At 46.8% G+C, this 14514-nt stretch carries 12 protein-coding genes, 1 tRNA gene, 1 rRNA gene, 1 pseudogene and 1 other annotated feature; all 15 genes and pseudogenes read left to right on the forward strand.

Annotated elements, in window-relative coordinates; genetic code table 11:
* The first annotated feature begins 50 nt into the window (after positions 1-50).
* Positions 51-165, forward strand: a 5S ribosomal RNA gene (gene rrf, locus EYS13_RS14320).
* Between the two features lie 10 nt (positions 166-175).
* Positions 176-250 (forward strand) — tRNA-Asn (locus tag EYS13_RS14325).
* Between the two features lie 397 nt (positions 251-647).
* Entirely contained in the window at positions 648-1121 is a 474-nt protein-coding gene (locus tag EYS13_RS14330; RefSeq protein WP_227764058.1) for a CtsR family transcriptional regulator, read from the forward strand.
* A gap of 46 nt (positions 1122-1167) precedes the next feature.
* On the forward strand, positions 1168-1680 hold the full coding sequence (locus EYS13_RS14335) for a UvrB/UvrC motif-containing protein (protein WP_227764060.1): 513 nt from the start codon (positions 1168-1170) through the stop codon (positions 1678-1680).
* Between the two features lie 70 nt (positions 1681-1750).
* Positions 1751-2776, forward strand: a complete 1026-nt coding sequence (locus EYS13_RS14340; protein WP_227767970.1) for a protein arginine kinase — start codon at positions 1751-1753, stop codon at positions 2774-2776.
* 12 nt (positions 2777-2788) lie between these two features.
* Positions 2789-5281 (forward strand): ATP-dependent Clp protease ATP-binding subunit, encoded by a 2493-nt coding sequence (locus tag EYS13_RS14345; protein ID WP_227764062.1) that lies wholly within the window; start codon positions 2789-2791, stop codon positions 5279-5281.
* A gap of 282 nt (positions 5282-5563) precedes the next feature.
* Positions 5564-6919: a DNA repair protein RadA gene (gene radA, locus EYS13_RS14350; RefSeq protein ID WP_227764064.1), complete on the forward strand. Its 1356-nt coding sequence runs from the start codon at positions 5564-5566 to the stop codon at positions 6917-6919.
* A gap of 160 nt (positions 6920-7079) precedes the next feature.
* Positions 7080-7187, forward strand: a pseudogene (locus tag EYS13_RS14355) (DNA integrity scanning diadenylate cyclase DisA); the annotation flags it as partial.
* 127 nt (positions 7188-7314) lie between these two features.
* Positions 7315-7791 carry a CarD family transcriptional regulator gene (locus EYS13_RS14360; RefSeq protein ID WP_227764068.1) on the forward strand — a complete coding sequence of 159 codons (477 nt, stop codon included), beginning with the start codon at positions 7315-7317 and terminating at the stop codon, positions 7789-7791.
* 194 nt (positions 7792-7985) lie between these two features.
* A complete protein-coding gene (locus tag EYS13_RS14365) occupies positions 7986-9104 on the forward strand; it encodes a PIN/TRAM domain-containing protein (protein ID WP_227764069.1) in 1119 nt (372 codons plus the stop codon).
* Positions 9097-9807 (forward strand): 2-C-methyl-D-erythritol 4-phosphate cytidylyltransferase, encoded by a 711-nt coding sequence (ispD, locus tag EYS13_RS14370; RefSeq protein ID WP_227764071.1) that lies wholly within the window; start codon positions 9097-9099, stop codon positions 9805-9807. The genes EYS13_RS14365 and ispD overlap by 8 nt, the downstream gene beginning before the upstream one ends.
* The gene (gene ispF, locus EYS13_RS14375; RefSeq protein ID WP_227764074.1) at positions 9785-10258 is read left to right on the forward strand and encodes a 2-C-methyl-D-erythritol 2,4-cyclodiphosphate synthase; all 474 of its coding nucleotides are present in this window, start codon (positions 9785-9787) and stop codon (positions 10256-10258) included. The genes ispD and ispF overlap by 23 nt, the downstream gene beginning before the upstream one ends.
* Before the next feature lie 277 nt (positions 10259-10535).
* Entirely contained in the window at positions 10536-11999 is a 1464-nt protein-coding gene (gene gltX / locus EYS13_RS14380; protein ID WP_227764075.1) for a glutamate--tRNA ligase, read from the forward strand.
* A 101-nt stretch (positions 12000-12100) separates the two neighbouring features.
* Positions 12101-12332, forward strand: a binding site (T-box leader).
* Positions 12333-12394: 62 nt separating this feature from the next.
* Positions 12395-13093 (forward strand): serine O-acetyltransferase, encoded by a 699-nt coding sequence (gene epsC, locus EYS13_RS14385; RefSeq protein WP_227764077.1) that lies wholly within the window; start codon positions 12395-12397, stop codon positions 13091-13093.
* Complete coding sequence (gene cysS, locus EYS13_RS14390) at positions 13056-14510, forward strand: cysteine--tRNA ligase (RefSeq protein WP_277998216.1); 1455 nt, start codon at positions 13056-13058, stop codon at positions 14508-14510. Before epsC ends, cysS begins: the two co-directional genes overlap by 38 nt.
* Positions 14511-14514: the final 4 nt, after the last annotated feature.

Genomic DNA, 14514 nt, shown 5'->3' on the forward strand with positions numbered 1-14514 from the left:
GGGACGCCGAGTTCGGCGCTGGAGATGGCGCTAAAAATGAATAAAGCATTTCTGGTGGTAATGGCGGAGGGGATACACCCGTTCCCATTCCGAACACGGAAGTTAAGCCCTCCAGCGCCGATGGTACTAGGGCACGAGCCCTGGGAGAGTAGGTCACTGCCAGAAATTTATATATTCCCCGATAGCTCAATGGTAGAGCACTCGGCTGTTAACCGAGTGGTTGTAGGTTCGAGTCCTACTCGGGGAGCCATTTTTAAAGAGAACGTTGTCTTAAGATAACGTTCTCTTTTTTTGGCTATTCAGAAAGTATAAATTTCACGGCTCATAAGGGCAACTAAGCTTCCGCCAGCCCTAAAGGATTGGAATTTCTACGCATTGTGCAAACACAATGCTAGAAATTCTGGCATCCTAAAGGATTGGAATTTCTACGCATTGTGCAAACACAATGCTAGAAATTCTGGCACGCTGAAGGTTTGCGCAAGCCAAGTTTTCTTTACTTATTAATTCTAAAAAATTTTGCAAAAATAATGGATGATGTATTGACTTTTTTATAAAAGAAGCTATTATAAAATTAAGAAGGTCAGGAAAGGTCAAAAAGTAAAACAAAGTCAAAAAGTAAATAAAAGTCAGGGAGGTGGTGCAAATACATGGGTAGTTTAGCCGACGAAATTGAAAGCTATATAAAAAAAGCACTGGAGCAAAACAAGGACGGTATAGTGGAACTACAACGCAATGACCTGGCAATTAAATTCAATTGTGCACCTTCCCAAATAAACTATGTATTGAGCACCCGTTTCACAGTGGAACGGGGTTACTTGGTAGAAAGCAGGAGAGGTGGCGGCGGATTCGTACGCATTGTAAAATTATCCATTAATGAAGAAGCTGATTTGTATCGGTTAATTAATGAGAATATAGGACAAATGGCCTCGCAGGCAGTTGGCGAGGGTTTAATTGCCCGTTTGGTCGAAGAAGGTTTTTTAACCGAGCGGGAAGGCCTGTTAATGAAAGCAGTTATTCACCGGGATGTTATCCAGCTTGAGCTGCCCCATCGAGATCTTATCCGAGCCAGCATTCTTCGAGCTATGCTGTTGACTTTATTACGGGATGAGTTTCAAAACTAAATAATTAGGAATAATTAAAATGAGTATAAATTTCGGAGGTGGTAGAATGCTCTGTCAAGAATGTAAAAAGAGGCCGGCTACTGTCCATATCACTAAAATAATCAATAACGATAAAACACAAATCAGCCTATGTGAAGAATGTGCCAGCGCGTATCACCAACAGCTGAGTAGTGCGTTTGAACCTAACTTCTCGATAAACAAATTTTTAGCGGGGCTTTTAAATTATGATCACGGAATTGAAGCAGGAGCCAAGACGGTACGCAACGTTTGCCCCCAGTGCGGACAATCTTATGCCTATTTTTCGCAAACTGGAAAACTGGGTTGCGATCGTTGTTATGAAACTTTTGAGGAAAGTCTGGTGCCACTGCTGAGAAGAGTCCACGGAACCCAAGTCCATAAAGGCAAGGTTCCTAAAAGAACCGGAGGAAGCATCCGCTTACGGAAAGAACTGCAGGATTTAAAATCCAAATTACAGGAATTAATCAGAAGAGAAGAATTCGAAGAAGCAGCCAAAGTTAGGGACAGGATCAGAGAACTGGAAAAACAGATCGAAAAATAAGGTTAATGGAATAACTTCAAAGGGAAAAGAGGTGTTTAGCGTGGTTGATTTTTTGGCTAAAAGCAAATGGATGGAAGGATCAGGGCCCCATGCCGATATAGTGATTTCCAGCCGGATAAGGCTGGCCAGGAACCTTAAAGGCATACCCTTTCCTCAATTGCTTGGGGAACAGCAGTTAATGGAAGTTGCCGCTAAAATAAGGAAGGCTATAGAAAGCCCACATGTTGCTAAACAATTGGGAAACTTGGAATATATTTCGTTGGATGCATTAACGCCTCTGGACAGGCAGATACTAGTTGAAAAGCACTTAATCAGCCCGCAATTGGCAGAGGGTGGCGGAGCAAAGGCGGTGGTTCTGGGAAATGAAGAAGCTATCAGCATCATGGTAAATGAGGAAGACCACCTGCGGATTCAATGCATTTTACCTGCCTTGCAGCTTCATGAGGCATGGCGAATAGCCAATACGGTCGACGATGCTTTGGAACACGAATTGGACTTCGCCTTTGCAGAACGCTGCGGGTATTTAACCAGCTGTCCGACAAACGTCGGCACCGGCCTGCGGGCTTCGGTAATGCTGCATTTGCCAGGGTTGGTTTTAACCAAACAGGCAGGCAAGATCTTGGCTGCGCTCTCTAAAGTGGGTTTAACGGTACGGGGCTTATACGGAGAGGGCAGTGAAGCCGTTGGCAATCTGTTTCAGGTTTCCAACCAAATTACCTTGGGCCAGCCGGAAGAGGAGATAATTTCCAACCTGTCTTCAGTATCAAAGCAGCTGATTGAGCAGGAGCTGGCAGCCCGGGAAGCGTTGCTGAACGAGTGGGGGCTGCAGCTTGAGGACCGGGTGGGCAGGGCTTTCGGTACTCTGACTAATGCCCGCATACTTAGTTCCGAAGAAGCTATCGGTTTGCTGTCGGAACTGCGTTTAGGCCTGGACCTGCGATTAATCAAAGACATTGATCCCCGGGTTATCAACCAGTTAATGGTTATCATTCAACCGGCTAGCCTACAAAAAATATTCGGCACAGCCATGCCGCCCCAAGAGAGGGATGTAAAAAGGGCGGAACTTATTAGTACGAAATTAAGAGAGCAATACTAGGAGGTGTCTATTATGTGGGATAGATTTACGGAAAGAGCACAAAGGGTCGTCAGATACGCTCAGGAGGAAGCGGCTTACTTAGGGCACCCCGCAGTAGGAACGGAGCATTTGCTGTTGGGACTATTGCGGGAAAGCGACGGCTTTGCAGCCAAGGCATTGAATAATCTGGAAATTGATGCAGACAAAATTAGAAATGAAGTAATTAAATTGATCGGCAAAGGTGAAGTGCAGGCTAAGGAAATCGGTTTTACTCCCAGGGCAAAAAGGGTCTTAGAGCTTTCTTTGGACGAAGCCCGAAAAATGGGAGTCAATTACGTCGGTACAGAGCATATCCTTTTAGGTTTAATCAGGGAGGGAGAAGGTGTTGCTGCCAGGATTTTGGCTAACTTTGGCGTTACTGCCGACAAAGTTAGGGCGCAAGTAATGGGTCTTTTAAGCGGTTCTGTTTCGCCTAATCAAATGAGCATCTTTTTCTTCGGTGGAGGCGGTGATACTCCAGGTGCTCCTTTAGGCCAGGCCCAAGCACCTAAGACTGCCAAAAACAGAAGGACCTCAACTCCCACTCTGGACCAGTTCGGTCGGGATTTGACTGCTATGGCCAAAGAGAATAAGCTCGATCCTGTTGTAGGCAGGGAAAAGGAGATTGAAAGGGTAATCCAAGTTCTAAGTAGAAGAACAAAAAACAACCCGGTTTTAATCGGGGAGCCGGGAGTAGGTAAAACTGCAATTGCTGAGGGCCTGGCCCAGCGGATTGAAGAAAAACAAGTACCGGAGATACTTTTCGACAAACGGGTTGTAACCCTGGATATGTCCGGGTTGGTAGCAGGTTCAAAGTACAGGGGGGAATTTGAAGAACGTCTGAAAAAAGTAATGGAAGAAATTCGCCAGGCGGGCAACATTATTTTGTTCATTGACGAACTCCATACTTTAATTGGAGCCGGCGCTGCTGAAGGTGCAATTGACGCCGCAAATATTCTGAAACCTGCACTGGCCCGAGGGGAAATCCAGTGCATCGGTGCTACCACTTTGGACGAGTACAGAAAACACATCGAAAAGGATGCGGCGCTGGAGCGGCGCTTTCAGCCTATAACCGTGGGTGAGCCTACCAAAGAAGAGGCTGTTCAGATTTTAAAAGGCTTAAGGGACAGGTATGAGGCCCACCATAGGGTTAAAATTACCGATGAAGCTATTGAAGCTGCTGTTAATCTTTCGGACCGATATATCACTGACCGCTTCTTACCCGATAAGGCAATTGATTTAATTGATGAAGCGGCCTCCAGGGTACGGCTGAGCGTGCATACAGCGCCCCCGGAGCTAAAAGAAGTGGAAGGCCAACTGGAAGAAGTCAGAAAAGAGAAAGAAGCTGCAATTCATGCCCAAGAATTTGAAAAAGCCGCCCATTTCAGGGATAAAGAGCAGGAGCTAAAAGCCCGTTTAGAGGAAATGCAAAAAGATTGGGAGGCTAAAAAGGATACCGACAAATCCGAAGTAACTGCGGAGGATATTGCAAATATTGTTTCCAGTTGGACCGGTATTCCTGTAGCCAAGCTTGCCCAGGAGGAAAGCGAAAAGCTTTTGAAGCTGGAGGAAACGCTGCACAATAGGGTCATCGGCCAGGATGAAGCTGTCAAGGCTGTAAGCAGGGCAGTTCGCAGGGCAAGAGCCGGGTTAAAAGATCCCAAGAGGCCAATTGGTTCCTTCATTTTCCTCGGCCCCACAGGTGTGGGAAAAACAGAGCTGGCCAGAGCTTTGGCTGAAAGCCTCTTTGGAGATGAAGAGGCATTGGTGCGGCTTGACATGTCGGAGTACATGGAGAAGCATACTGTTTCCAGGCTGATTGGAGCACCTCCCGGATATGTAGGTTACGAGGAAGCGGGCCAATTAACGGAGGCGGTGCGCAGGAAGCCATATACTGTGGTGCTCCTGGACGAGATTGAAAAAGCCCATCCGGAAGTCTTTAACATTCTGCTGCAAGTATTGGAAGATGGAAGGCTGACAGATTCCAAAGGTAGGACCGTGGATTTCCGGAACACGGTAATCATTATGACCTCCAACGTAGGAGCCAGCACCATTAAACGGGAAAGGGCCCTAGGTTTCAAAGCCGGCGGGGATAACAACGATTCTTACGAAGCTATGAAGGAGCGGGTAATGGAGGAACTGAAACGCACCTTCCGGCCCGAGTTCCTGAACCGCATTGATGAACTGATTGTTTTCCATGCCTTGAGCCGCGAACACATTAAGGAAATCGTAAACCTGATGCTTAAAGATTTAAATAACAGGCTGAAAGAGCAGGGTATTACCGTGGAGGTCACTGATTCGGCCAAAGAAAAACTGGTTGAAGAAGGGTTCCATGAGGAATACGGGGCAAGGCCTTTGCGGAGGGCTATCCAACGGCTCATTGAAGATCAACTTTCCGACGGTTTGATCGAAGGAAAGTTCAAGCTGGGGGACACGGTGGTAGCCGACCAAGTAGATGGACAGTTGGTGTTGAATAAGAAAGCTTAAAGGACAGCGCCTCAAGAGGGCGCTATCAACTTGTAGACAAAGCCCGCATGTATTATTTCGCTCTGGACAAGCTCCTACGCCGTTACCGGCAGCAAGCTGCCGACGGCTGAGGAAACCAGTCCCGCTCCATAATACAAGCGGGCTAATAATAGTTTGTCGACGGTCTGACAGCGCCTCAAAAGGGCGCTTTTCTTTTTCCTGATTATACCTAATAGCAAAAATGTTATAATGGATTATACGGCCATCGTTCGCTGCATAACATAATGAAAGAAGGGCTGAAAAGTGACCAGAGTTAAAACCAAGTTTATCTGCCAGGAATGCGGCTTGGAAACGGCAAAATGGCTGGGTAAGTGCCCTGGCTGCGGGTCATGGAACACTATGATAGAAGAAAGAGCAGTACAAAAAAGTGTAAGCCTACCCCTGGCCGGTTCGGTCCCTGTTCTACTCACGGAGGTAGAATGTTCCGGACAGGAAAGATGCCAGATCGGGATTCCGGAGCTGGACAGGGTGCTGGGGGGCGGGTTGGTGGCAGGCTCCCTGGTGCTAATTGGCGGGGATCCGGGGATCGGCAAATCCACCCTGCTTTTGCAAACCGCAGCCCTGTTAGGGAAGAGCGGCCAAAAAACATTGTATGTGTCCGGGGAAGAATCGGCAGGGCAGGTGAAAATGCGGGCAGAACGCCTTGGTGTGGTAAGTAAACAGCTTTTTTTAGTTTCGGAAACAAATCTGGATTACATCGAGAATTTTGTGCGAGATATTGATCCTGCATTTTTAATTATTGATTCGGTACAGACTGTTTTTGATCCGGCTTTAACAACTGCTCCCGGCAGCGTGGGGCAGGTCAGGGAATGTACCGCCAGGCTTTTAAGAATAGCCAAGGGTCAGAACAGGACGATACTGCTGGTAGGGCATGTGACCAAAGAGGGAAACCTGGCGGGCCCAAGGGTGTTGGAACATATGGTGGACACAGTCTTATACCTGGAAGGGGAAAGGCACCATGCTTTCCGTGTCTTGCGTGCGGTCAAAAACCGTTTTGGCTCGACTAATGAAATCGGGGTTTTTGAGATGCGGGAAAGGGGCTTGGTCCAAGTAACAAATCCTTCGCAAATATTTCTGGCGGAAAGGCCCGTTGGTGCAACCGGTTCGCTGGTAGTAGCCTGCATGGAGGGAACAAGGCCGATTTTACTGGAGATTCAGGCGCTGGTTAGCGGCTCTGCCTTTGGCAATCCCCGTCGTTTGGCTACGGGTTTGGACTTGAACAGGGTGCTCTTGATGATTGCCGTGCTGGAGAAAAAAATTGGTTTAATTTTAAACAACCAGGACGTTTATTTAAATGTTGCCGGCGGTGTCAAAATTGATGAGCCTGCGGTGGATTTGGGAATTTGTCTTGCCCTGGCTTCCAGTTTTCGCAATCAGGCTGTGGACGGTGAGCTTCTGGTTATTGGTGAAGTTGGTTTGACGGGTGAAGTCCGGGCAGTTAATCAAGTGGAAAAAAGAATTTTGGAAGGGGCAAAACTCGGCTTTAAGAAATGCATTGTACCCGCAAATAATTTGCGTTACCTGGCAAAAGAGCTGCCGTTAGAAGTCGCAGGAGTAAATTCAGTTGGGGAAGCTTTAGAAATTGCGCTGGGAGGTTAACACTGTCTTGAAAGATTACGAGAAATTGGGCCAAGTCCTTAAGCTTTGATCCCCGGGAACTCCCCTGAGAGAGGGCATTGAGAATATTTTAAGTGCCAAGACAGGAGGGTTGATAGTAGTCGATGACAGCAGGCAGGTGCTGGAGAACACCTACGCCAGTATAGAGGAGTTGGACCAGGTAGAGGGAATTGGAGAGGTACGGGCCAAGGCCATAAAAGATGGGTTGAAATATTATCGGGAGCAGTTATTGTTGGATAGAAGGATTTGAGTAGATTAAGATTTTGGCTGTTAACTCCGTTGACATTATTTCCATTGCTGTGATATAATTATAAATTTTTGACAAGAGATAGATTGTTTGTTATAATTAACCTAATTAAGTATGGGAGGTGACCTTTATGTTTGCAATAGGCGACAAGGTAGTGTATCCCATGCATGGAGCAGGAATTATCGAAGCTATTGAGGAAAGAGAGGTACTGGGAGAAAAGCGAAAATATTATATTATGCGCCTACCTATTGGCGAAATGAAGGTTATGGTACCTATGGACAACGTGGGAGATTTGGGGTTGCGGCAGGTTATCGATGAGGAAGGATATGAACGGGTTATAAATATTTTGCAAGACAAGAAAAACACAATGTGTCCTAATTGGAACCGACGTTATAGAATCAACATGGAAAAAATTAAAAGCGGTAATATTTACGAAGTAGCCGAAGTGGTGAGAAATCTTAGCCTTAGGGATAAAGAAAAAGGTCTCTCCACCGGTGAGAAAAAAATGCTGGAGAATGCCCGGCAAATATTGATTAGCGAGCTTGTTTTGGCCAAAAATACTGAAGAGGGGCAGGTTAAAGTTTTGCTGGAAAAACTTTTGGCTTGAGTTACATAGGAAAGATTTTGTTTAGTTTAGGCGTATTTGGCGGTAGGCTTGGCGTAAGCCAAGTTTTCTTACTTCTAACCTTTCTTCTCAAGCTTTTTCTTGCTGTCAGATTAGTTAAATTGCTTGAAGTAATTTCCAGGGCTATTGTATAATGGTATCCGTAGACTGTAAGAATAAAGAAAGGAGGTGGTTAAATGTTTGAGGGTATTATCCGGGTGGTTATTATGTTAAGCGCTGCTGCCGGGGGAGTTTCTCTCGGATTAATTTTTACAGGATTATGGGTTGATGGTCCTGCGGAAATTAAGTGGGCCTTGTTGGGACTCCTGGGAATTATAACAGGCCTGATAGGGTATAGTTTTGCACCCCGCTTAATCTCCATAGTAGTGCAAACGACCAAATGGTTTGAAAGCAGGTTGCAAAAGACCCCGACTCAGGATATAGTGGGCGGGGCCATTGGTTTGATTATTGGACTTATAATAGCTAATTTATTTGGTGTTTCCATTTACCGTTTGCCCTTGGTAGGCCCATACCTGGCTATTGCCGCAAGTCTAATTATCAGTTATCTTGGATGGAGTGTAGGCACCAAAAAAAAGGAAGAATTCTTTTCTTTTTTAGGAGGCTTTCGTCTGGGGGGTAAGGAAAAAATTCCAAAAACGGAAGGCCCGAAAATCAATTACAAAATTTTGGATACCAGCGTAATTATCGACGGTCGTATCGCCGACATCTGTAAAAGCGGCTTCGTGGAAGGGATTCTCCTGATCCCGGGTTTTGTTTTGGAGGAATTGCGTCACATTGCTGATTCGTCAGATTTGTTAAAACGAAACCGGGGACGGAGGGGTCTGGATATCCTCAATAAAATTCGTAAAGAGCTTGACGTTATGGTCAAAATCCACGAAAAGGATTATGAGGATATTGCCGAAGTGGACAGCAAACTGGTAAGATTGGCTCAGGAATTGGGCGCTCCTGTAATTACCAACGATTTTAATTTAAACAAAGTTGCTGAATTGCAGGGCGTCAAAGTATTGAATATCAATGAGCTGGCGAATGCTGTAAAACCAATTGTGCTTCCCGGCGAGGAAATGGTCGTCCAGGTGATCAAAGATGGCAAGGAAATGGGGCAGGGTGTAGGTTATCTGGATGACGGTACCATGATTGTGGTGGAAAATGGCAAGCGGTATATTGGGCAGACCATCTCCGTTTTGGTAACCAGTGTGCTACAAACAGCCGCGGGTAGAATGATTTTTGCCAAACCTAAACCTTTTGAAAAGAAGTTTAACGGGCAGCATGCACTGGAGGTGAACGCCGGTGTCTAAAGTAGCAGCCGTTGTAGTGGCCGCAGGGCTTGGGAGCAGGATGGGCGGTGACTTGGCGAAGCAATATCTTCTATTAGATAATCGCCCGGTTTTGGTACATACTTTGGAAGTTTTTGAAAAGTGCCCGGCGATTCAAGAAGTGGTTCTGGTTGTAAAAAAAGATGAAATTACGAGGAATCAAGAAATCGTCCAGCGTTATGACCTGCAGAAGGTAAAGCATGTAGTCGGTGGGGGACATGAACGGCAGAACTCAGTATTCAACGGGCTGAAGGCCCTTTTGCCGGATGGTGCTTTGGTGGTCGTGCACGATGGGGTACGGCCACTTTTAACTGAGGAAAAGCTTTTGGCAGTACTGGAAGCAGGCCGGGAATATGGCGCTGCTGTTTTGGGCACACCTGTTAAAGAGACGATTAAACAAGCGGATAAAAACAGCTTCGTGCTTAACACTCCGCCGCGGGAGAGCCTGTGGTCCATTCAAACCCCCCAGGTTTTTCACTGGGAGGTACTTTGGCCTGCTATGCAAAAGGCCATGGTTTGCGGTTTCAGTTCCACAGACGATGCAGGTATAGTGGAATGGGACGGTAAAAAAGTTAAGATAGTTGAAGGCGATTACGAAAATATTAAGATCACCACCCCTGTGGACCTGGAGATTGCTCGTATGATCCTGGAGAGGAGAAAAAATGAGGGTAGGAATAGGCTATGATGTACACGCCCTGGTGCCGGGGAGGAGGCTGGTGTTGGGTGGGGTCGAGATCCCGTACGAACTGGGACTGGCAGGGCATTCCGATGCAGACGTCCTGGTGCATGCTATTATGGATGCACTCTTGGGGGCTGCCGGCTTGGGAGATATTGGCCGGCATTTTCCTGACAGCGACCCGAGGTTTAAGGGCATTTCCAGCTTGCTGCTGTTGGAAGAAACTGCCCAAAAAATTACTGCTGCCGGGTTTGCTGTCAATAATATAGATGCTGTATTGATAGCAGAGAAACCCCGCCTGGCCACCTTTATCGGGACAATGCAGGCCAATATTGCCCGGGTTTTACAAGTGCCTGAACACAGCGTCAATGTCAAGGCAACTACTACCGAGGGGCTTGGCTTTACCGGTCGGGGCGAGGGAATTGCAGCCCAGGCGATTTGCTCGCTAAGATATAAATAATATGCATGTTGCGAGCGGCTACCAGCTGTCAGCCATCAGCAGCCAGCTACCAGCCTCAGCTTTTAGCTAAGAACAATTTCACCCGAAATAATTAAACAAATAAAATTATCGAGATACACCTAAAATTTTAAAATTATTATTGAACGTATTGGTATGCTGCTTGAGTAAAGTTTTGCAAACGACTGTTAGCTGAGGGCTGACAGCTGATTACTGACTGCTGAGGGCTAAAGGCTGTTGGCTCAATATATGCACTATACATGATATTGGAGGTTGTTCTGTGGAAAGAGTTCGTTTACGGTTTGCCCCCAGCCCTACTGGGCCGTTACATATAGGGGGTGCCCGTTCGGCATTATTTAATTATTTATTGGCTAAAAAAGCCGGGGGAGATTTTATTTTAAGAATAGAGGATACCGATTTGGAACGTTCCAGTCGGGAATCGGAGGAGAATATCAAGGAATCCCTGCGCTGGCTGGGCATTGAGTGGAACGAAGGAATCGATGTGGGAGGGGGTTTTGGGCCTTACCGCCAGACGGAACGCCTGGATATTTACCGGCACTACGTGGACAAACTGCTGGAAGCCGGGCTGGCTTATCGCTGTTATTGTTCGGAAGAAGAATTGGAGCGTGAGCGGAAAGAGCTGATGGAGAGAGGCCAATTGCCCCGCTACCTGGGAAAATGCCGTAATTTGAGCTGTGAGCAAGAGGAAGAATATAAGAGACAGGGAAGAAAGCCGGTGATCCGTTTCCGGGTTCCCGAAAATGAAACTATTGTTATTAATGACCTGGTGCGGGGGGAAGTAACTTTTGAATCGAGTGGTATCGGTGATTTTGTAATTGTCAAATCCGATGGGATTCCTACCTATAATTTTGCCGTAGTCATTGACGACGTTACCATGGGAATCACCCATATTATCCGGGGAGAGGAGCATCTCTCCAACACTCCCAGGCAGGTTTTGCTTTACCGGGCCCTGCAGTTTAAAGAGCCTCAGTTTGCCCATATTTCTCTGATCCTGGGCAAGGACCGGACCAAAATGAGCAAGCGGCACGGCTCCACTTCCGTTGTGAATTACCGGGAGGCAGGCTATTTGCCGGAAGCGCTGGTCAATTTCCTGGCGCTGCTCGGTTGGTCGCCGGAGGGCGAAGAAGAGATCTTTTCTATGGAGCAACTTATTCAGCAGTTCAGCCTGGACCGGGTGGCTAAAAATCCTGCTGTCTTCGATATGGACAAGCTGAAATGGATTAATGGCTACTACATCAGGCAGAGCTCGGTAGAGCGCATCACGGATTTAGCCATACCTTACTTGCAAGAGGCCGGCCTGCTCTCAGGGGAAATAGATGCTAAGCGCTATGAGTGGCTTAAAAAGATGGTATCTGCGGTTAAAAATAAAATTGCCTGTCTCAGTGAAATTTCCGAACATGCTGCTGTCTTTTTCCCCATCAGGGTTGATATTGTAGATGATGAGGCTAAGGTTTTAGTTCAAGAAGAGCAGGTTCCTGAAGTTATGCGCTTGCTGGTACGCAAACTACGGGAGGCGGGTGAACTTACCCCGGAAAACGTAAAAGGGATCTTGAAAGCAATAACCAAGGAGTTAAACTTGGGCGGGAAAAAAGTGTTTATGCCCATCCGCATTGCGCTGACCGGCCGGATGCACGGGCCCGAATTACATGATCTCATTCCCCTCATTGGTGTGAATGAAGTTGTGAGACGGATAAAGCAGTCACTGCAGCTGAACCTCGATTAACAGCTTATTGACACAATTCCTCTAATCAGAGTATAATAACCAAAAATGAAGCTGGGGCTGATAGTTGCCGGCTTAATAGACATGCTTATAGCCCATAAGCCCTAAAAGCAATGAACAGGTAGAGTAGCTAATTAACTTGCCAACCAGAGAATACTGCCTTGTGGTGGAAGCAGTTTGGCAGCGGGAATTAGTGAAGTGCGCCTTGGAGCTGAAGGCCGAACTCCTAGTAGGCTTTTCCGGTTGACACCGTTATTGTCATGGGATGAAAAATCCCTTTAGAGTGGGGTTGATTAACCCAAGCAGAGTGGAACCGCGGAACCTTTCGCCTCTGGATAGAGGTGAAAGGTTTTTTATTACTTGAAAAATGTGCATTCTATAAACAAGGGGGAGATAGAATGTTCAGCCGAATTAAAAAGGATATTCAAGCAGTTTTTGAACGGGATCCGGCTGCGCGGAGCAGTTTGGAGATTTTATTGACTTACCCGGGCATTCATGCTATTTTATTACATCGTTTGGCCCACTGGTTTTATTGCAAAAAAATGCCCCTTATAGCCAGGGTGATTTCCCAATTCAGCAGATTTTTAACCGGAATAGAAATCCACCCTGGGGCTAAAATCGGCAACGGTCTTTTTATTGACCACGGCATGGGGGTTGTAATTGGCGAAACTACAGAAATAGGCGACAACGTGACTCTTTACCAGGGAGTTACTTTAGGCGGTACCGGCAAGGAAAAGGGAAAAAGGCACCCGACCATAGGCAACAATGTGGTGATCAGTGCAGGAGCTAAAGTTCTTGGTTCAATTAAAATCGGCGATAACGTCAAAATCGGGGCCGGTTCCGTAGTCCTGCGGGATGTGCCGCCTAATTGCACGGTGGTGGGTGTTCCGGGAAAAATTGTAGTGCGCAATGGTAAAAATATTGCTGATACTTCTTTTAGCACTATTGACTTGCACCATAATCAATTGCCGGATCCGGTGGCTGAAATGATTTTGTGCCTGCAGCGGCAGATAGAAAGGCTACAGCACCGTATCGAAGAATTGGAGGGGAAAATACAGCATGACACTGACAGTATACAATACGCTGACCAGAAGTAAGGAAGAGTTTAAGCCGGGGCAAGCGGGACAGGTGAGAATGTATGTCTGCGGCCCCACTACCTATAACTATATTCATTTGGGCAATGCCCGCCCTCTGGTAGTGTTTGATACTATCAGGAGATATTTGCAATACAAGGGCTATACGGTGAAGTTCGTACAGAATTTTACGGATATAGATGATAAAATTATTTGCCGGGCAAAAGAGGAAGGGGAAGAGGCCTTGAAGCTCGCGCAAAAATATATCAGAGAGTTTTTTAAGGATGCTAAAGCTTTGGGGGTAAGGGAGGCCGATGTGCATCCCAAGGTAAGCGAGCATATTCCCCAAATTATAGCAATGGTCCAGGAGTTGGTTGATAAAGGCCATGCCTATGTGGTTGACGGGGACGTTTACTTTGATGTGCGCAGTTTCAAAGATTACGGCAAGCTTTCCGGCCGCTCCCTGGATGAACTGCAGGCCGGAGCCAGGGTGGAGGTAGACCAGCGCAAAAAAGATCCATTGGATTTTGCCCTCTGGAAGTCGGCCAAACCGGGCGAACCTGCCTGGGACAGCCCCTGGGGACCGGGACGTCCCGGGTGGCACATTGAATGCTCCGCCATGTCCCTGGAATACCTTGGGGCGCCCTTTGATATTCACGGTGGCGGGTTTGACTTGATTTTTCCTCACCACGAAAATGAATTGGCCCAGTCTGAAGCTGCAACAGGTAAGCCTTTTGTGAACTACTGGCTGCATAACGGCTTCATTACAGTTAACCAGGAAAAGATGTCAAAGTCCCTGGGCAATTTCTTTTTGGTAAGGGATATCTTGAAGAAGTTTCCGGGGGATGTAGTCCGGTTTTTCCTTTTGGCTACTCATTACCGCAGCCCCTTGGATTTTGATGACAAGAAATTGGAAGAACATCAGAAGGCTTTGGAAAGAGTAAAGAATACTGTGCGCAACCTCAAGGAAGCCCTGGAAAGAACAGGACGGCAGAATTTTGACGAAATCAGTCCGGTTGATGAACAGTTTATAGCCCGCCTGGACAACTTTAAAAAATCTTTGGAAGAGGCTATGGATGATGATTTCAACACAGCCTTGGCGATTGGAGTCCTTTTTGATTTATGCCGGGAAACAAACAGTTATATCAGCAGCACGGGTGCCGCCCCGGGCTCTGGCCCTGGGTTGGAAAAAGCCTGGCAGCTTTTAAAAGTTTTTGCAGATGACATTTTGGGAATTGTCAATACGGAAGATTTGAGTGGGAATTTAGCTGCCTCCCCAGCGGACGCCTTAGTCGATGAACTCATGAATGTTTTGTTGGAGGTACGCCAGGAAGCCCGCGCTAAAAAAGACTGGCATACTGCCGATGCCATTCGTGACAAATTAAAGGCTATCGGGATAACAATTGAAGATACACCTCATGGACCCAGATGGAAACGGTAGGGGG

Source organism: Zhaonella formicivorans (genome assembly GCF_004353525.1).
GTDB classification, from domain to species: domain Bacteria; phylum Bacillota; class DUOV01; order DUOV01; family Zhaonellaceae; genus Zhaonella; species Zhaonella formicivorans.

What these genes read in the sequence shown, in the direction of transcription:
- EYS13_RS14330 (WP_227764058.1), top strand. Translation starts at nt 648, where the DNA reads ATGGGTAGTTTAGCCGACGAAATTGAAAGCTATATAAAAAAAGCACTG.
- EYS13_RS14335 (WP_227764060.1), top strand. Translation starts at nt 1,168, where the DNA reads ATGCTCTGTCAAGAATGTAAAAAGAGGCCGGCTACTGTCCATATCACT.
- EYS13_RS14340 (WP_227767970.1), top strand. Translation starts at nt 1,751, where the DNA reads ATGGAAGGATCAGGGCCCCATGCCGATATAGTGATTTCCAGCCGGATA.
- EYS13_RS14345 (WP_227764062.1), top strand. Translation starts at nt 2,789, where the DNA reads ATGTGGGATAGATTTACGGAAAGAGCACAAAGGGTCGTCAGATACGCT.
- EYS13_RS14360 (WP_227764068.1), top strand. Translation starts at nt 7,315, where the DNA reads ATGTTTGCAATAGGCGACAAGGTAGTGTATCCCATGCATGGAGCAGGA.
- EYS13_RS14365 (WP_227764069.1), top strand. Translation starts at nt 7,986, where the DNA reads ATGTTTGAGGGTATTATCCGGGTGGTTATTATGTTAAGCGCTGCTGCC.
- ispF (WP_227764074.1), top strand. Translation starts at nt 9,785, where the DNA reads ATGAGGGTAGGAATAGGCTATGATGTACACGCCCTGGTGCCGGGGAGG.
- epsC (WP_227764077.1), top strand. Translation starts at nt 12,395, where the DNA reads ATGTTCAGCCGAATTAAAAAGGATATTCAAGCAGTTTTTGAACGGGAT.
- cysS (WP_277998216.1), top strand. Translation starts at nt 13,056, where the DNA reads ATGACACTGACAGTATACAATACGCTGACCAGAAGTAAGGAAGAGTTT.